This window comes from Micromonospora sp. NPDC049529 (genome assembly GCF_055586685.1).
In genome coordinates, this window is sequence record NZ_JBVJHT010000010.1 from 69,994 (window position 1) to 88,144 (window position 18,151).

Here is an 18,151-nt window from a genome sequence, read left to right on the forward strand (position 1 = left end):
GGAACTAGCGTGTCCGAAGCGTGCCGGCGGGCGCCGCGCGGTGTGGGCGAATAATCGGGGTGGATGGCATGACCATTGCGGAATGTCGGCTCTGTGGCACGGCATTGACCGAGACGTTCGTGGACCTGGGCATGTCGCCGTTGTGCGAGAGCTACCTGCCCGAGGACCGGCTGGACAGCGCCGAGACGTTCTACCCGTTGCACGTACGGATCTGCTCCGGTTGCCTGCTCGTGCAACTGCCGGCATACGTGCCGGGAGAGGACATTTTCTCCGACTACGCCTATTTCTCCTCCTATTCCGATTCATGGGTCGCGCACGCCAAGCGGTACGCCGACACGATGGTCGACACCCTCGGACTCGGTCCGGACGCCCTGGTCACCGAAGTGGCCAGCAACGACGGTTACCTGCTCCAGCACTTCGTGGCCCGGGGCGTCCCGGTGCTCGGGGTGGAGCCGGCGGCGAACGTCGCCGAGGTGGCGCGGGCCAAGGGGATCCGCACCGAGGTGCACTTCCTGGGTGCCGAGACCGGTGCCGAGCTGGCCGCCCGGTACGGCCGCGCCGACCTGGTCGCCGCCAACAACGTCTACGCCCACGTGCCGGACCTGATCGGGTTCACCGCCGGGCTGGCCGCGCTGGTGAAGCCGACCGGGCTGGTCACGCTGGAGTTCCCGCACCTGCTGCGGCTGATCGAGCGGCGGCAGTACGACACCATCTACCACGAGCACTACCAGTACCTCTCGCTGCTCACCGCGCAGCGGGCGCTGGCCACCGCCGGTCTGGCCGTCGCCGACGTCGAGGAACTCTCGTCGCACGGCGGTTCGCTGCGGGTGCACGCCCGGCCGACGACGCCGTCGACGGCGGTGGTGGGCGAGCCGGGTCGATCGGCGACCGCGCAGAGCCCGGGCTGGGAGCCGTCGGGTCCGGGTTGGGAGCCGTCCAGCAACGTCAAGTCGGTGCTGGAGGCGGAGGCCGAGGCGGGGCTGCACACGCTCGACGGGCACCGGGGCTTCGCCGAGGCGGTCTTCACCATCAAGCGTGACCTGCTCGACTTCCTGCTCACGGCGCGGGCCGAGGGCAAGCGGGTGGTCGGGTACGGTGCCCCGGGCAAGGGCAACACGCTGCTCAACCACTGTGGTATCCGGTCGGACCTGCTCGCGTACACGGTCGACCGGAGTCCGTACAAGCAGGGCCGGTTCCTGCCCGGGACGCACATCCCGATCCACGCGCCGGAACGGCTGGCGGTGGACCGACCCGACTACGTGCTGGTCCTGCCGTGGAACCTGCGTACCGAGATCTCCACCCAGCTGGCGTACGTCCGCGAGTGGGGCGGCCGGCTGGTCTACCCCATTCCGGAGCTTGAGGTGGTCTGATGAAGGTCGTCCTGTTCTGTGGCGGACTGGGCATGCGGATGCGGGAGGGTGCCGCCTCGGCGCCCAAACCGATGGCGATGATCGGTGACCGGCCGCTGCTCTGGCACGTCATGCGCTATTACGCCCACTTCGGACATACCGAATTCATCCTCTGTCTGGGGTACGGCGCCGCGGCGGTCAAGGACTACTTCCTGCGCTACGACGAGACGCTCTCCAACGACTTCACCCTCACCATGGGCGGTCGGGACGTACGCCTGTTCGCCACCGACATCACCGACTGGAACATCACCTTCATCGACACCGGGCTCAACGCCACCATCGGCGAGCGGCTGATGCGCGTGCGCAAGTACGTCCGGGACGACGAGATGTTCCTGGCCAACTACGCGGACACGCTCACCGACGCGCCGCTGCCCGCGATGATCGACCGGTTCCGGGCCTCGACCGCCACGGCCAGCCTGCTCGCCGTACCGGTGCAGTCGACCCACCATGTGATCGACATCGACGAGTCCGACCAGGTGAGCCGGGTCCGGCCGATCCGCGAGCTGATGCAGTGGGAGAACGGCGGCTACTTCATCCTCCGCCCGGGGATCTTCGACGAATTGCGCGAGGGCGAGGACATGGTCCCGCACGCCTTCGACCGGCTGCTGCCGCAGCGACGGCTGATGGCGCAGCGCTACACCGGTTTCTGGCGGGCCGCCGACACCTTCAAGGACCGGGCCGAACTCGAACAGCTCTACCACTCCGCCAGCTGCCCGTGGATGCTCTGGGACGCCAACCGGCACAGCGGCGCCCCGATCCCGGCCCCGCTCGGCGTACGGGCCGACGCCCCGGCCGAGTCCCCGGCCCTGATCCACTGATGGGGTCGCTGCGGCTGGGCGAGGTCCGCTCCCTGGTTGTCGTCGGGGCGCACCCGGACGACATCGAGATCGGTGCCGGTGGGCTGCTGCTCGCGCTCGGCGACGCCAACCCCGGTCTGCGGGTGCGCTACCTCCTGCTGACCGGTACGCCGGACCGGCAGGACGAGGCACGGGAGGCGGCGGCAGCCTTCCTGCCCACCGCCCGGATCGATTTCGACCTGCACGAACTCCCCGACGGGCGGGTCCCCGCGTACTGGGAACGGGCCAAGGAGATCGTCAACGCGGCCGCCGCCGCGACCAGCCCCGACCTGGTGCTGGCACCGGGCCCCGACGATGCCCATCAGGACCATCGCACCCTGGCCGAACTGGTACCCACCTCGTTTCGCCGCGCGTCGGTGTTGCACTATGAAATCCCCAAGTGGGACGGTGACCTGGGCCGGCGCAACATTTACCTGCCGCTCACCGACGAGCAGGCCAGGCGCAAGGTGGAGTTGCTACACACCAGTTACCCGTCCCAGAAGGACCGGGACTGGTGGGACGACGAGGTCTTCCTCGGGCTGGCCCGGCTGCGGGGCATGGAATGCCGATCCCGGTACGCCGAGGCGTTCCGGTGTGAGAAAGCGGTAATCGAGTTATGACCCAGCACAGCGAGCCGGCCCGATGAGCGGCGAGGTGCTCTCCGCCTGCCTGTTCGGCGTACCCGGATCCCACCTCAACCTCGGCGTGGGCGCACTGCGCGCGGCCACCCTCGGCGGGCTGCTGGCGCGGGAGCCGCACGCCGACGTGACCGTCTTCGACGACGGTTGGGGCGAGCGGTCCGGCCACGCCTTCGTCGCCGGCCGACCGGTGTCGATCTCACTCGCCGGTGCCCGGCACTCGCGCCGCTACCACCGCCCCGAGTCGTACCTGAACATGCGGGTCAGCGCCGCGCTCGGTGGGTTCGGCAACTCCGGGGTGGCGAGGATCGACCGGGCCGACGTGGTGCTCGACGTCAGCGGCGGGGACAGCTTCAGCGACATCTACGGCGAACACCGGTTCCGGACCGTGGCCTGGCCGAAGCGGCTCACCCTGCTGCGCCGCCGGCCGCTGGTGCTGCTGCCGCAGACCTACGGCCCGTTCCGCTCCGACCGGATCCGGGCCGAGGCCGCCGCGCTCACCCGGGGCGCCACCATGGCCTGGGCCCGCGACCCGGAGAGCTACGTCGCGCTGAGCGAACTGCTCGGCGCCGACCTGGACCCGGCCCGGCACCGCGAGGGCGTCGACGTGGCCTTCGCCCTCGAACCCCGCCAACCGGACCAGCCGGCCCTGGACACCCTGAACCGGTGGTTCGACGCCGCCCCCGGCCCGGTGATCGGGATCAACATCAGCGGACTGATGGCCCGCGCCGAGGGCCGGACCCAGTTCGGCCTGGCCGCCGACAGCGCCGAGGTCGCCCGCCGGCTCTGCGAACGGCTGCTCGACGAACCGGACACCCGAGTGATCATCGTGCCGCACGTGCGCAGCCCGCACGGTGCCGACGACGACACCACCGCCAGCGAGCGGCTGCACGCCGCCCTCGTCGGCCGGTACGGCGACCGGATCACCGTCAGCCCGCCCGGCCTCGACCCGCACCAGAGCAAATGGGTGATCGCCCGGACCACCTGGTTCTGCGGCATGCGGATGCACGCCACCATCGCCGCGCTCTCCTCCGGCGTACCGGTGGCGAACATCGCGTACAGCCTGAAGGCACGCGGGGTCTTCGCCAGCGTCGGCCAGGAGCGGCACGTCGCCGACGCCCGCAAGCTCGCCGACGACGACCTGCTCGACGCGCTCTGGCGGTCCTGGACCTCCCGGGCCGAGACCGCCGTCGAACTCGCCGACCGGATACCGGTGGCGATCGGCCGGGCCGGCGAACAGATGGACGAGATCGTCGCGGTGGCCCGAGCCGAGCGGGCGCGGCGGAGCACGGGAGCGCGCCGGTGAGCCGGCCGCAGACCGTACACGACGTCGCCGCGCACAAGCTCTGCACCGGCTGCGGGGTCTGCGCGTACCTCGCGCCGGACGAGATCCGGATGGTCGACGTACTCGACCAGGGGCGCCGGCCGATCCCGATCACCCCGGTCGGCGGCCCGAGCACCGGTGCGGCGGCGGCCCTGGCCTGCTGCCCCGGCGTCAAGCTCGAACACGAGGCGAGCGCGCCCGCGCCGGGTGAGATCCCCGAGCTGCGGGCCGCCTGGGGACCGGTCCGCAAGATCTGGGAGGGGTACGCAGCCGACCCCGAGATCCGGTACGCCGGCTCCAGTGGCGGGGTGGCCACCGCACTGGCCGCGTACTGCCTGGAGTACGAGGCAATGGCCGGGACGCTGCACATCGGCGCCCGCGCCGACGTGCCGTACCTGAACGAGACCCGGCTGTCGCGCAGCCGCGACGAACTGCTCGCCCACGCCGGCTCCCGGTACGCCCCGGCCAGCCCGGCCGACCGGCTGGACCTGATCGAGTCGGGCGAGACACCGTCGGTGTTCATCGGCAAGCCCTGCGACGTGGCGGCGGTCCGGATGGCCCGGCAGGTCCGGCCCGCACTCGACGCCCGGGTCGGGCTCACCATCGCCGTCTTCTGCGCCGGCACCCCGAGCACCCGGGGCACCCTGGAGATGATGCGCCAGCTCGGGGTGACCGACCCGGACCGGGCCGAGTCCGTGCACTACCGGGGCAACGGCTGGCCGGGGCTGGCCCGTACCCGGACGGTGGACGACCCGCCGGGGGAGCTGCGGACGCTCACCTACGAGCAGTCCTGGGGCGAGATCCTGCAGAAGCACCGGCAGTGGCGCTGTTACCTCTGCGCCGACCACACCGGCGAGTTCGCCGACGTGGCCGTCGGTGACCCGTGGTACAGGCCGACCGGCGACGATCCGGGGCGCTCCCTGGTGCTGGCCCGCACCGAGCGGGGCGTACGCCTGGTCGAGGCGGCGATCGCGGCCGGTGCGCTGGTGCTGGAGCCGGTGGCGGCCGAGATCCTGCCGGCCTCGCAGCCGAACCTGCTGCGTGCCCGTGGCGCCGTCTGGGGCCGGATGAGTACGCTGCGCGCCGCCGGCCTGATGACGCCCCGGCTGCGCCGGCTGCCGATGGCGCGGATGTGGTTCCGGCACCTCTCCACCAAGGAGAAACTCCAGTCGACCGTCGGTACGGTGCGCCGGATCAAGCGCAAGCGGCTGCGTGAACCGGCCGACCTGACCCCGTACGGCGACCGGAACCGCTCGGTCGGCGGTTAGCCCGGTCGCCGATCAGCTTGGTCGGCGGTCGGCTCGCTCGTTGATCAGCTCGGTCGGTCGTCGGCTGCCGACCGCTGGCGGGCGCCGGTCACCGGAGGACCGGCTGCCCGGTGTCGAACCAGACGTTGCTGCCCCGGTCCCAGCTGACGCCGGCCTGCTCGGACCGGGCGATGACGCCGTAGCGGAAGTCGCGGCCGAACCGGTTGCCCCGGATCACGATGTTCGACCCGACCAGGTCGTCCCGGACCCCGATCGAGTAGTTGCCACCGTTGCAGTAGTTCTCCTCGACCAGCAGGTTGTCCACCGAGTCGCTGGTGGTCGAGCCGATCATGAGGCAGGCGTTCGACGGGTCGTCGGTGTCCGGGTCGTGCGGCTCCAGCCGGTTGTGCCGGACCACGATGTTGCTGCCGCCGGTGGTCTGCAACGTGTCGTTGTGCGAGTCCGGGATCCGGGACAGGTCGTGGATCCAGGAGTCGACGACGGTCGTGTTGGCGCTGAGTCGGGGGCCGTCGACGACGTGGTGGATGTTCACCCGGCGCAGGGTGTAGTTGGCGCAGCAGACCGCCGCCGAGTTCTTCCCCATGCCGTTGATCTCCACGTCCTCCACCAGCAGGTCGGTGGCGGTGTCGTAGGTCCGGATGGAGAAGGTGGCGCTGTCGCAGGTGATCCGCGAGTTGCGGATGGTGACGTTCTTCGCCCGTACGGTCACGCAGCCGGTGATGTCGAGGTTGCTGACCACCACGCCGGGCTCGCGCAGGTCCAGCGACCCGGACGGCCGCAGCGCGGTGCCGGCCGGCACACCGGTGTTCCCCGGACCGGGCCAGTAGCTCATCGGGGTGGGGGCGCCGGCCACGTTCTCGCCCGCCCCCGGCGGGCGGGTGCCGAAGTCCAGCGGGCTCGGGGTGGCGGTGCCGGTGGCCCGCTCCCGGTTGAAGGGGCGGCCGTTGACGGTCGATTCGAGGATCGTGGCGGGCGCGTCGGCGCGCTGCTGGAACGGGTGGCGGCACCCGTCCACCCGGACCCGCAGCGCGGAGTAGCCGCCGGGCACGATGCCGTCGGTCCGGTCCTCGGCGCAGTCGATCCGGGTGTCCTCGATGACGGTGTTGCGTACCCCGTCGCGGATCCGGACGGCGGCGGACCCGCCGGCCTGGATGGTGACCCGGCGGAGCGTGACGTGGTCGGCCGCGATCTCGATCGGCCGGTTGACGGTCTGCCCCCACAGCACGGTGTTCGGCTGGTCGAGCACGAGTGGCGCGTCGCGTCCCGGCCCGGTCAGGGTGACGATCAGGTAGCCGGTGCCGATGACCACGGCGAGGCAGATGCCGATGACCACCACGAGCAGTGGGCTGCGCCGGGCCGATCGCGGCGCCGGGTCGTCCGGCGCAGACGCGGGGACCGGTGGTAACGATTCGACACCGGTCATTGACGTCCCCCTCAAGTGATCAAGAATGATCCTACAAGTGGGTCCGGAAGCGAAGGAATTGTTGATTCTGACAAATTGCAGACAACAATTGGGGTTCCCTCACCCCGCCGGTCGGCCCGTCACCGGGTCTGCTGGCGCGGCAGTACCACCTCGCGCAGGATCAACTGAATCGCCGCCACCGCCGGAATCGCCACCAGCGCGCCGATCACCCCGAACAGAGCCACCCCCACCAGCGCGGCGACGATCGCCGCCACGTCGTTCACCTTGACCGAGCGCTCCATAACCTTGGGGTAGATCAGGTAATTCTCGAGTTGCTGGTAGATGACGAAGAAGACGAGACACGCGATTCCCGCCGTCAGATCGGTGGCGAATCCGACCAGGCTGACGATGACCGCGCCGAGGGTCGCACCGATCTGTGGCACCAGGTCGCAGACGGCCACCACGACGGCCAGTGCGAATGGGTACGCCAAACCGACGATCATCGCGAAGACGAAGGTGCAGACCCCGGCGAGTACGGCGATCGCCAGCGCGCCGACCATGTACGCGCCGACCTTGGCCAGGATCTCGTCGGTGATCAGCGTGACCCGGTGCCTGCGGCTGGCCGGCACCAGGCCGTACCCGAGCGTCTTCAACCGGTCGAAGGCCGACATGAAGTAGATGGTCAGGACCAGCACGGTCAGCACGTTGAAGATGGCACCGAAGATGAACTGGGCACCACCGAAGACACCACCGACCGCCTGCCCGATCGTCGCCGGGTTCGCCGCCGCCTGGATCCGGTCCATCAGGTCGTACCGCTCGACCAGTTCGTTGACCGTGGCGTTGCGCCGCAGCTCCTCGACGTACGTGGGGACCTGGTCGAGGAACTGGCCGGTCTGGGTCACCACCGGCGGCACCAGCGCGAAGATCCCACCGGCGAGCACCAGCAGGACCGTCAGCGCCACCACCGTCACGGCGAATCCGTGTGGCAGCCCCCAACGCCGCAACCGGGCCACCGCGGGGTTGAGCCCGATGGCGAGGAAGAGCGCGATGAAGATCAGGACCAGCATCGAGGCGGCCCCGCGTACGGCGAGGAACGTCGTGTACGCCAGCAGCAGCCCCAGCCCGCCGGTGAACCCGATCAGGAAGCTGTTTCGGCGCAGCGGCCGGCCCGGCTGCCCGAACCGGCCGTCGGCGGCGTACTCCGGTGCGACGGCACCGGTCCGGGTCGGCGCACCGGCCGGACCCGGCGTGTCGCCGTCGGTGTGACCCGGTGTGCCGTCGCCGGCCGGATCGGCGGACCCACCGACCCGACGCTGCTCCGGGGTCGTCGCCGTCCGCTCGTCCTCGGCGGCCACCGCCCCCGGCTCTTCCTGCGCCACCGGCGCCTCCCGCCCTCCGACTGCCTGTCCGGGCAGGTTATCCGCTCGGCCCGACCCGGTCCCGTCCGGGCCGTGCCCGTGCCCCTGGCGGACCATGCGGAAGGCGCTGATCGACCGGACCCGTCACATCGCCATCGGCCGAGCCGCCGCCCCGGTCCAATCGCGGTACGCCGCGAGGTGAGCGTCTACTCGGACTCGACCGAGACCTTCTGCTCGGCGTCCACCGAAACCTTCTTCGGCTTGGCGCTCCGCTCGTCCGTGGTCGGCTTGGCACTGCGCTCGTCCGTGGTCGGTTTCGCGCTGAGCTTGCCGCTGTCCCCGGTGCTCGTGATCTTGGTGGCGGTCGCCTCGCGGCCACCCTCACCGGGCACCGCCGCCACGGTCGGCTCGCCGTTCACGTCGGCGGTGATCGCGTCGGCGTTGACCGGTGCCTCCGCCGGAGCGGTGGGACTCGTCCGGGGCGCCGGCCGGTCCACCGCCGTGTCGGCCGCCCGTTGCACGTCGGCGCCGGCCTCCACCACGAGCTGCTCGGCCTCCTCGGCCGAGCGCTGGGTGCCGGTCAACCGCTGCTGCTCACCGGCCAGTTGCTGGTGTGCCTCGGCCAGCCGGCGCTGGATGCTGTCCGACTCCTGCCGGGACGCCACGGTCTCCTGCCGCAGGTCGGCGAGCTGCTGCTGGGCCTTCGCGATCTCCAGCATCACCTCGGCGAGCTGCTGCCGGCCGGCCGCCGCCTCCTGCTGGGTGCTGGCCAGGTGCTGCTGCGTGGTGGCCAGGTGCTGCTGGGCGGTGGCGGTGTACTCCTCGAACTGCCGCCGGGACGCCGCCGCGTGCTCCTCGGCCTCCTGTCGCGCGGCGGCGAGGTGCTCGTCGGCCTCCCGCTGCACCTGCGCGGCGTGCTCGTCGGCCAGCCGGCGGATCTCCTCGGCCTCCCGCTCCAGCTCCGCCCGCTGGGCGGCGTGCTGCTGCTCGATGTTCGTCCGCCACTGGGCGAACTCCTGCTCGGAGGCGGTACGCCGAGCGGTCAGCTCCTGCTCCGCGGCGCTCCACCGGGCGGCGATCTCGTCGTCGATGGTGGCCCGGCGTTGCTCGATCTCGTGGTCGACGCTGGCCCGCCAGCCGTCCAACTCGCGCTGGGTCTGGGCGCGGACCTGCTCCACGTACGCGTCGGCGTCCACCCGGGACCGCCGGACGATCTCCGCGGTCTGCTCGGTGACCCGCTGCGCCTCCTGCTGGGCCTTGGCGTGCGCGGCCTCGCCGGCCTCCCGCAGCCGGGCCCCCTCCTGCCGGCCCTTCGCCACGGCGGTCTCACCGGCCTCGCGGAGCTGGGCGGCCTGCCGCTGCGCCTCCGCGATCGCCGTCGCCCCGTCCTGCCGGGCGCGGGCGACCAGCGTCTCGCTCTCCTGCCGGGCCTTGCCCAACTGGGCTTCGGCGTCCTGCTTCGCCTTCGCCAGCGTCGCCTCGCTGTCCTGCTTGGCCTTGGCGAGGGTGGCCTGGGCGACGTCACGCAGCCGGGTCGCCTCCTGCCGGGCCTGGGTGAGGGTGGTCTCCCCGTCCTGCCGGGCCTTGGCCAGGTGCGCTTCGCTGTCCTGCTTGGCCTTGGCCAGGGTGGCCTGGGCGGTCTCGCGCAGCCGGGCCGCCTCCTGCCGGGCCTTGCCGAGCATCGACTCGCTCTCCTGCCGGGCCTTGGCCAGGGTCGCTTCGCTCTCCTGCCGGGCCTTCGCGAGCGCCGCCTCACCGTCCTGCTTGCCCTTGAGCCGGGTCGTCTCGCTCTCCTTGCGGGCCTTGGCCAGGGTTGCCTCGGCCTCCTGCCGGGCCTTCGCCAGCGCGGCCTCGCCCGCCTGGCGCAGCTGCGCGCCCTCCCGGTGTCCCGTCTCGTGCGCGACCTTCCCGGCCTCCTGGAGGCGGGTGGCCTGCTCGGTGGCGGCGGCCACCGCCGCGTCCACCTTCGCCTTGCGGGCGGCGGCAGTCTGCTCCTCCTCGCGGCGACGCGCGGAGAGGGCGAGTTCGAAGTCGCGCAGGGCGGTGGCGGCGTGGTCGCGCGCCTCGGTGAGGATCCGGTTCGCCTCGCCCCGGTGCGCCTCGGCCTCGCTCGTCGCCTGGGAGACGGTGAACTCGGCCTGCTCGTGGGCGAGCGCCAGGATCTGCCCGACCACCGGGCCGACGTGCAACAGCGAGGCCTGGTCCACCGTGCCGGCCTGGCGTCGTACCTCGGTGAGGTCGCGTTGCAACTGCTCCACCTGGCCGGCGAGCTTGTGGATCTGGGTGAACGCCTGCTCGCGTTCGGCGGCGAGCGTGGTTATCTCGTTCTCCGCCCGGATGACGTACCGGTCCACCTGTCGTCTGTCATAGCCTCGCAGGGCGGACTCGAAGCTGGGCTCCGTAGCCACTTCCCCGCCAAGAGCGAACAGTTCCTCGCCGTGCGACATGTCCCCATCCTCACATGCGGTGTGGCGTCCCGCGGCGATACCGTCCGGCCCGATGGGATGAAGGCAACTACTTCGTTATTGTACGGCCTGTCCGATTTATTGACGTCGGGCGGGGTTGATCCACGATGGTCGAGCGGAGTCCGGACAGGCCGCAGGGCCGTACCGGCATTATCCGGTACGGCCCCGCGCACTCTCCTGCCCCGCTCGGCGGGCCCCACCCGATCACGGGCCGGACCCGGGCCGACAAACCTGCCCAGTGAACCGCGTCTGCCGCAACCCCCGGTCAGCTCGCCGCGTCGGCGGTCTTCCGCTCGTCCGCCTCGTCCTTCTTGGCGGCGGCCGGCGCCGGCGCCGGTGCCGTCGGAACGATGCCGGCCAGACCGGAGAGCATCTGCCCGAGCTGCGAGGTGACCGCGTCCTTCTGTCGGGTCAGGTCCTCGACCTCGCGGCGAGCCGCCTGCGTGGTCAGGTCCGCCTCGGTACGCGCCTCGTTCAGCAGCCGGTTCGACTCGGCCCGAGCCTCGTTCAGGGTCTTGTCGGCGAGCGCCTTGGCCTTCTCCACCGTCTCGTGCGCGTTGCGCTCGGACTCGATCCGACGCGCCTCGGCCCGCTGCTCGATCTCCTTGGCCCGGTCCTGGGCGGCCCGAGCGCGCTGCTCGGCCTCGCCGACCAGCTTCTGGGTCTGTGCCACCTGGGCGGCGTGCCGCTCGGACTCCTCCCGCTCGGACTTCTCCCGGCGCTCGGCCAGTTGAAGCTCCAGCGCCTGGAGGTCCTTGTCCCGCTTGTCGCGGGCGTCGGTGAGCAGCTTGGTCGCCTCGGCGCGCTTCTCCTCGGCCTCGCGGGCCGCCTTCGCCCGCTGCTGGGTGATCTCCCGCTCGGCGGTGGCGCGCAGGGTGGCGACCTCCCGCTCGACCGTGGACTTCAGCTCGGCGACCTCGTGCGCGGTCACCGTACGGAGCTGCTTGGTCTCCCGGTCGGCGTCGGCGCGCAGCGTGTCGGCCTCGCGGCGGGCCTGCACCCGCACCTCGGCGGCCTCCCGCTCGGCGGTGGTACGGACGGTGCCCGCCTCCCGCTCGGCGGTGGCCTTCATCGCGGCGGCCTCGGCCCGCGCCTTGTCGGTGATCTCACGGGCTTCGAGCCGGGCGGCGGAGAGGATGCCCTCGGACTCGCGCTTGGCCTCGCTGCGGTGGTCGTTGGCCTGCTCCTCGGCGAGCCGCAGGATCTGCTCGACCCGGGTGCCGAGCCCGGAGAGGGTGGGCCGGCTGTTCTCTTCGAGCTGCTTGTTGGTGTCGGTGAGCTTCTGCTCCACCGAGGCCAGGCGCTGCTCGGCCTGGCGGAGCCGACGCTGGGCGTCGTTCATCCGCTGCTCGGCCTCGGCACGCGCCTGCTCGGACTGGGCCAGCGCCGCGGTCAGCCGCCCGAGGTGGCCGTTGACCTGCTCGCGGTCGTAGCCGCGGAGGGCCACCGTGAAGTCGGGTTGCGAGTTCGCGTTCTCGAAGAACGTAAGAGGGGAGGACTGCTGCTGGGGCATTGGCACATACTGGCAGACACACCGGGGTCCTTCGCAAGAGCTGACCGGCGTTATCACGCCCCGTTCACATGGTCAACGAGGAGCCGTCGGCCTGGCGTACCCTGGTGTGATCTTGCCAGCTCCGGGGGCCGGCGGCGGCCCGCGCACCGCCCGCGCACCGCCCGCGCGACGGCCGAACGCACCGGTCGTCGCTCCTTTCCCGAACGTCGCGGTAACGGCTCCACCGGTACGCCCGAACCACGTTATGGGCCCGGACCGAACCGGCGGATAAGCAATCCCGGACCGCCGGAATGGTCGTTGATACGTGGCACAGATAGCGGTGCGTAGTCGTCGCGGCGGGACCACCGACACCGGCGCCGGGCGGTGGTGGTCAGCGACCGGCGAGCCGGGCGACGATCGGCGCCGCCGCGTCCAGGTTGCCGCCCAGGTGCAGGTAGTTGATGCCGAACCGGTCGCGGAGCGCGTACAGCCGGTCCACGCACTCGTCCACCGACCCGTGCAGCACCGACGGGGAGGCGGCCAGCGCGGCCGGGTCCGCGAGCGCTGCGTGACTCGACGTCGACCGGTGCTCCACCCCCCGGTGGCTGACCCGTACGTCGAACATCCGCAACTGGAACTCCAGCGTCGCCGGATCCCGGCCGGCTGCCCGCGCCGCGTCCCGCGCCCAGGTCACCTTCCGGTCCATCCGCTCCGGACTCATCTCCGTCACCGCGGCGAGCGGGTCGACGTCCGGTGCCAGGCGCGGGTTGATCCCGACGATGTCGGCCGTCCGCCCGGCCAGTTCGAGCACCCGGCGGCTGCCACCGCCGACCAGCAACGGTGGCCGGGGCCGCTGCACCGGCTTGGGCAGCCCGTCCAACTCGGTGAGCCGGTAGTGCCGACCGGTGAAACTCACCGGCTTGTCACCGAACAGGCCGGTGATCACCTCGATCGCCTCGGCCAGCCGGTCGACGCGTACGCCCGGCGGGTCGAACGGCAGCCCGGCCGCGTCGTGGTCGTCGCGCAGCCAACCGGCGCCGAGCCCCACCTCGACCCGCCCGCCGGAGAAGACGTCGAGGTTGGCCATGGACTTGTGCAGCAGCACCGGGTGCCGGAAGTCGTTGCAGAAGACCATGCCGAGCACCCGCAGCCGGGTGCTGGCCTCGGCCGCCACCGTCATCGCCACCAGCGGGTCCATCGCCCAGCCACCGGTGAAGTGGTCGGAGACCGACACCGAGCTGAAGCCGAGCTGTTCGATCCGCCGGATCTCGTCGCGCCACTGCGGCACCGGGCGGTTCAGTGCCGGCATCGAGGCGGTGAACCGGAACGGCCGGGGCCCGGCTACGGCGCTATGGTCGGGAAGTGGGGGCACCGCCCGACTGTAGGCGGGCCACCGACCCGTACGCGTGGTCCGCGCCCCGACCGTGACCAGTCGGATTCTCGACAGCGGACCCCGGGCGACGGGTAAGTCCTTTCGGCTTCGGCCGGTGCGGCATACCGTGACCCCCGGCTGGGATCTCTTCGCAGGAGGCCGCGATGACGGTGGTGTACTTCGACTCGCCCATGTCCGACGACGAGCGGCGGCGCAAGCTCTTCGGCGGGGACCTTTTCGTCTACTCGCCGACCCCGCACTCGATGGCGCTGGTCGCCTTCGCGCGGGAGATGGCCGAGTCGGCGTTCGCGCCGCACTTTCCACCGGACGCCCAGCACCACCTGTCCGGACCCGAGTACGTGCGGGTGCTGGCCGACCTCAAGCCGACCTTCATCAACCACCCCCGGAGCAAGGAACTCGTCCGGGGCATGCTCGCCGACCTGGGCGCCGACGTGGAGCAGACGTACTTCGACGTGCCCCGGCTGCGGAGCATGACCAGCGAGTACCTCAACGCCGGGCTGACCCTCCAGTTCGAGTCACACCGGGACACCTGGTTCTCCGCGCCGATGTCACAGCTCAACTTCTGGATGCCGGTGTACGACGTCGAGGAGGCCAACGTGATGGCCTTCCACCCGCCGTACTTCTCGAACGGGGTGCGCAACAGCTCCCGCGACTACAACTACGCGCAGTGGGTGGCGCACGGGCGTACCGCCGCGGCGCAGCAGGTCGAGACGGAGACCCGCAAGCAGCCGGAGGCGCAGGAGCAGATCGCGCGCGAGCCGGACATCCGGGTGATCACTCCGCCCGGTGGGGTACTGCTCTTCTCCGGAGCGCAGCTGCACACGACGGTCCCGAACACCTCCGGCAGGACCCGCTTCTCGATCGACTTCCGGGCGGTCAACCGCCGCGACGTCGAGCAGCGGGTCGGCGCGGAGAACGTCGACTCCGCCTGCACCGGTACGACACTCGGTGACTTCCTGCGCGCGACCGATCTGGAGCCGCTGCCGGCCGAGCTGATCGAGTCGTACGACACCGTGCCGGCCTGACCTGCCGTGGGCAACCGCCCCGGGCCGTCGTTCGGCTCCCCCCGAAGCGGCCCGGGGCGGAACACATCCGCCCCGGTCAGGTGCGAGCGGGTTCGACCAGTTCGACCAGGACGCCGCCGGCGTCCTTCGGGTGGACGAAGTTGATCCGGGAGCCGCCGGTGCCCCGCCTCGGAGTGTCGAAGAGCAGCCGCATGCCGCGCTCGCGCAGCGCCGCGCCGGCCGCGTCCACGTCGGTGACGGTGTACGCCAGCTGCTGCATCCCCGGACCGGACCGGTCGAGGAACTTCGCGATGGTCGACTCCGGGGTCAGCGGCGCGAGCAGTTGCAGGTGCCCGCCGTCGGGGGTCGGGCCGACCTGGAGCATCGCCTCGCGTACGCCCTGTTCGGTGTTGACCTCGGTGTGTACGCACCGCATACCGAAGACCCGCTGGTAGAACTCGATCGCGGTGTCAAGGTCGGCGACCGCTATGCCGACGTGGTCGATACGTTGGAGACCGATGCCTGTGACGTAGTCCGCAGCGGTCTCGCCGAGGTGCTCTTCTGCCATAGCGCTAGTCTGGCCGAACAATCGTTAAGGTGCACGTTCGGCCCACCCCTCGGAGGCGGAGAGTCATGGCTTCGGTGATCGTCAGCGGTGCGCGTACCCCGATGGGGCGGCTGCTGGGCAACCTCAAGGACCTGTCCGCGAGCAAGCTCGGCGGGATCGCCATCCGGGGGGCGCTGGAGCGGTCCGGGGTCGCCGCCGACCAGGTCCAGTACGTGATCATGGGGCAGGTGCTCCAGGCCGGGGCCGGTCAGATCCCGGCCCGGCAGGCCGCGGTCGAGGCGGGCATCCCGATGTCCGTACCGGCGCTGACGATCAACAAGGTCTGCCTCTCCGGCCTCGACGCGATCGCCCTCGCCGACCAGCTCATCCGGGCCGGCGAGTTCGACATCGTGGTCGCCGGTGGCATGGAGTCGATGACCCAGGCCCCGCACCTGCTGCTCAACCAGCGCACCGGCTACAAGTACGGCGACGTGACGATCAAGGACCACATGGCGCTGGACGGGCTCACCGACCCGTGGGACTGCTGCGCGATGGGCGAGTCGACCGAGCGGCACGGCGTGAAGCACGGCATCACCCGGCAGGAGCAGGACGCCTTCGCGGTCGCCAGCCACCAGCGGGCCGCCGCCGCCCAGAAGAACGGCGTCTTCGCCGACGAGATCGTCCCGGTGGAGCTGCCGCAGCGCAAGGGCGACCCGATCGTGATCAGCACCGACGAGGGCGTCCGGCCGGACACCACCGTCGAGACGCTGGCCCGCCTGCGCCCCGCCTTCACCCCGGACGGGACGATCACCGCGGGTAGTTCCTCGCCGATCTCCGACGGTGCGGCGGCGGTGGTCGTGATGAGCAAGACCAAGGCGATCGAGCTGGGACTGACCTGGCTGGCCGAGGTCGGCGCGCACGGCAACGTCGCCGGACCGGACAACTCGCTGCACTCGCAGCCGTCGAACGCGATCAACCAGGCGCTGCGCAAGGCCGGGCTCGGCGTGGACGACCTGGACCTGGTCGAGATCAACGAGGCGTTCGCGGCCGTCGGCATCAAGTCCACCCGTGACCTCGGCATCAGCGCCGACATCGTCAACGTCAACGGTGGCGCGATCGCGCTCGGGCACCCGCTCGGCATGTCCGGGGCGCGGCTGGTCCTGACCCTCGCCCTGGAGCTGCGCCGACGCGGCGGGGGCACCGGGGCGGCGGCACTGTGCGGTGGCGGTGGGCAGGGCGACGCGCTGATCATCCACGTACCGAGCGGTGCCGGCGAGCGGGAGTGACGGTGCGACGCGGTCGGGACGTACCGCTGCTGGTCGAGCGGGCCCGCGCCGGTGACGCCCGCGCGGTGGCCCGGCTGATCACCCTGGTCGAGTCCGGCGACGAGCTGTTGCCGCAGGTGGCGGCGGCGCTCGCGCCGTACGCCGGTCGGGCCCGGGTGATCGGGCTGACCGGTGCCCCCGGCGTGGGCAAGTCGACCACGACCAACGAGCTGGTCCGGGCGCTGCGGGCCCGCGACCACCGGGTCGGGGTGCTCGCCGTCGACCCGTCGAGCCCGTTCACCGGCGGGGCGATCCTCGGTGACCGGGTCCGGATGCAGCAGCACGCCACCGACCCCGGCGTGTACATCCGTTCGATGTCCAGTCGGGGCCACCTCGGCGGCCTGGCGGCGGCGACGCCGCAGGCGGTCCGGGTGCTGGAGGGGGCCGGCTGTGACGTGGTGCTGGTCGAGACGGTGGGGGTCGGCCAGGCCGAGGTGGAGGTCGCCTCGCTGGCCGACACCACGCTGGTGCTGCTCGCGCCGGGGATGGGCGACGCGATCCAGGCGGTCAAGGCCGGCATCCTGGAGATCGCCGACATCTTCGTGGTCAACAAGGCGGACCGGGACGGTGCCGACGCCACCGTCCGCGACATCCAGGGCATGATCGCGTTGGGCGAGCGCGGGCCGGGCCAGTGGCGCCCGCAGGTGCTGCGCGCGGTCGCCTCGCGGGCCGAGGGCATCGACGACATCGTCGCCGGGATCGAGCGGCACCGGGCCTGGCTGGTCGAGCACGACGAGCTGCGTCGGCGCCGGGAGGCGCGGGCCGCCGCCGAGGTCGAGGCGATCGCCCTGGGCGCGCTGCGGGCCCGGCTGGGCTCACTGCGCGACGGTACGGGCCTGCCGACGCTCGCCGCCAAGGTCGCCGCAGGCTCGCTGGATCCGTACGCCGCCGCCGGTGACCTGCTCGCGGAGCTGGACCAGCGTTCCACCGGATGAGCCGGCCCGGCCCACGGGTCGCGGTGTCGTCCTCGGTGGACAGTATCCGTCAGGTCCTGCCGCGACCGGGGTGCGGCGAGTAGGCTCCCTGATCGCGCAGGGCGCCGGGGTCGGCGCCGAGACCAGGGGAGAAGCCAGCATGAGCGAGGTTGTGCAGAACACCGCGGGCGACGCCGCGGGCAGTGCCGAAGCCGGGGTGGCGGCCGCCGCTCCCGCGCCGAGCGCGCCGGCCGCCGCACCGCGTGGAACCACCGCGGTTTCCGAGGAGGTCGTGGAGAAGATCGCCGGCCTGGCCGCGCGGGAGGTGCCCGGCGTCGCCGACCTCGGCGGTGACGTGGCCCGGTTCTTCAACAACGTGCTGGACCGGATCGGGCTGGACGAGGTGGGCGACGCCGGTCGCGGTGTCTCGGTGGACGTGAAGGGCACGGCCGCCACCATCAACGTCGTCATCGTGCTGGAGGCCGGTCACGTGGTGGGCGAGGTGACCGAGGCGGTACGGGTCAAGGTGATCGAGGCGGTCGAGAAGTACGGCCTCCAGGTGACCCAGGTGAACGTCAAGGTCGACGACATCGAGCTGCCCGCCGCGCCGGCTGCCGGCGCCTGAGCCACGAGCCATCGGCCCAATTGCTGCGATTCTGGGACCTTTCGCTCCGGATCACTTCCGATCCGGTGGCGGAAGGTCCTTGATCGGCAGGCTGGCTTAGCGATCGTTCAGGAATGCCCTCTATGCTCGACTGGCAGTCGAGGACTCGAGG

Annotated in this window: 15 protein-coding genes; 9 read left to right on the forward strand and 6 right to left on the reverse strand. The window is 71.5% G+C overall.

What is annotated here, in order from left to right; all coding sequences use genetic code 11:
* Positions 1 to 68 precede the first annotated feature (68 nt).
* From ACZ6QQ_RS18615 to ACZ6QQ_RS18635, 5 genes are read left to right on the forward strand one after another with little or no spacing between them, the layout of a single operon-like run.
* The gene (locus ACZ6QQ_RS18615) at positions 69 to 1,370 is read left to right on the forward strand and encodes a methyltransferase domain-containing protein (RefSeq protein WP_465877638.1); all 1,302 of its coding nucleotides are present in this window, start codon (positions 69 to 71) and stop codon (positions 1,368 to 1,370) included.
* Complete coding sequence (locus ACZ6QQ_RS18620) at positions 1,370 to 2,227, forward strand: sugar phosphate nucleotidyltransferase (RefSeq protein WP_465877639.1); 858 nt, start codon at positions 1,370 to 1,372, stop codon at positions 2,225 to 2,227. The genes ACZ6QQ_RS18615 and ACZ6QQ_RS18620 overlap by 1 nt, the downstream gene beginning before the upstream one ends.
* Positions 2,227 to 2,865 carry a PIG-L deacetylase family protein gene (locus ACZ6QQ_RS18625; RefSeq protein ID WP_465877640.1) on the forward strand — a complete coding sequence of 213 codons (639 nt, stop codon included), beginning with the start codon at positions 2,227 to 2,229 and terminating at the stop codon, positions 2,863 to 2,865. The genes ACZ6QQ_RS18620 and ACZ6QQ_RS18625 overlap by 1 nt, the downstream gene beginning before the upstream one ends.
* Before the next feature lie 22 nt (positions 2,866 to 2,887).
* A complete protein-coding gene (locus ACZ6QQ_RS18630; protein WP_465877641.1) occupies positions 2,888 to 4,189 on the forward strand; it encodes a polysaccharide pyruvyl transferase family protein in 1,302 nt (433 codons plus the stop codon).
* Positions 4,186 to 5,475 (forward strand): Coenzyme F420 hydrogenase/dehydrogenase, beta subunit C-terminal domain, encoded by a 1,290-nt coding sequence (locus ACZ6QQ_RS18635; protein ID WP_465877642.1) that lies wholly within the window; start codon positions 4,186 to 4,188, stop codon positions 5,473 to 5,475. The genes ACZ6QQ_RS18630 and ACZ6QQ_RS18635 overlap by 4 nt, the downstream gene beginning before the upstream one ends.
* Before the next feature lie 88 nt (positions 5,476 to 5,563).
* Here ACZ6QQ_RS18635 and ACZ6QQ_RS18640 read toward each other — a convergent pair whose 3' ends face one another.
* From ACZ6QQ_RS18640 to ACZ6QQ_RS18660, 5 genes are all read right to left on the reverse strand, one after another.
* Complete coding sequence (locus tag ACZ6QQ_RS18640; RefSeq protein ID WP_465877643.1) at positions 5,564 to 6,898, reverse strand: hypothetical protein; 1,335 nt, start codon at positions 6,896 to 6,898, stop codon at positions 5,564 to 5,566.
* 119 nt (positions 6,899 to 7,017) lie between these two features.
* On the reverse strand, positions 7,018 to 8,256 hold the full coding sequence (locus ACZ6QQ_RS18645) for an AI-2E family transporter (RefSeq protein ID WP_465877644.1): 1,239 nt from the start codon (positions 8,254 to 8,256) through the stop codon (positions 7,018 to 7,020).
* Between the two features lie 185 nt (positions 8,257 to 8,441).
* On the reverse strand, positions 8,442 to 10,682 hold the full coding sequence (locus ACZ6QQ_RS18650) for a coiled-coil domain-containing protein (RefSeq protein ID WP_465877646.1): 2,241 nt from the start codon (positions 10,680 to 10,682) through the stop codon (positions 8,442 to 8,444).
* A 283-nt stretch (positions 10,683 to 10,965) separates the two neighbouring features.
* Entirely contained in the window at positions 10,966 to 12,213 is a 1,248-nt protein-coding gene (locus tag ACZ6QQ_RS18655) for a cell division protein DivIVA (protein ID WP_465877647.1), read from the reverse strand.
* 370 nt (positions 12,214 to 12,583) lie between these two features.
* Positions 12,584 to 13,564, reverse strand: a complete 981-nt coding sequence (locus ACZ6QQ_RS18660) for a TIGR03621 family F420-dependent LLM class oxidoreductase (RefSeq protein WP_465877648.1) — start codon at positions 13,562 to 13,564, stop codon at positions 12,584 to 12,586.
* Positions 13,565 to 13,728: 164 nt separating this feature from the next.
* Here ACZ6QQ_RS18660 and ACZ6QQ_RS18665 point away from each other — a divergent pair, with 164 nt between their 5' ends.
* Entirely contained in the window at positions 13,729 to 14,610 is an 882-nt protein-coding gene (locus ACZ6QQ_RS18665; RefSeq protein ID WP_465877649.1) for a phytanoyl-CoA dioxygenase family protein, read from the forward strand.
* Between the two features lie 76 nt (positions 14,611 to 14,686).
* Here ACZ6QQ_RS18665 and mce read toward each other — a convergent pair whose 3' ends face one another.
* A complete protein-coding gene (gene mce, locus ACZ6QQ_RS18670; RefSeq protein ID WP_465877650.1) occupies positions 14,687 to 15,157 on the reverse strand; it encodes a methylmalonyl-CoA epimerase in 471 nt (156 codons plus the stop codon).
* Between the two features lie 65 nt (positions 15,158 to 15,222).
* On the opposite strand from mce, the gene ACZ6QQ_RS18675 reads away from it, so the two are divergent.
* The 3 genes from ACZ6QQ_RS18675 (at position 15,223) to ACZ6QQ_RS18685 (ending at position 18,000) form a co-directional block, all read left to right on the forward strand.
* Positions 15,223 to 16,422, forward strand: coding sequence for an acetyl-CoA C-acetyltransferase (locus tag ACZ6QQ_RS18675; RefSeq protein WP_465877651.1), 1,200 nt, complete (start codon positions 15,223 to 15,225; stop codon positions 16,420 to 16,422).
* Positions 16,419 to 17,396 carry a methylmalonyl Co-A mutase-associated GTPase MeaB gene (gene meaB, locus ACZ6QQ_RS18680; protein ID WP_465877652.1) on the forward strand — a complete coding sequence of 326 codons (978 nt, stop codon included), beginning with the start codon at positions 16,419 to 16,421 and terminating at the stop codon, positions 17,394 to 17,396. Before ACZ6QQ_RS18675 ends, meaB begins: the two co-directional genes overlap by 4 nt.
* A gap of 139 nt (positions 17,397 to 17,535) precedes the next feature.
* The gene (locus tag ACZ6QQ_RS18685) at positions 17,536 to 18,000 is read left to right on the forward strand and encodes an Asp23/Gls24 family envelope stress response protein (RefSeq protein WP_465877653.1); all 465 of its coding nucleotides are present in this window, start codon (positions 17,536 to 17,538) and stop codon (positions 17,998 to 18,000) included.
* The last annotated feature ends 151 nt before the right edge of the window (positions 18,001 to 18,151 follow it).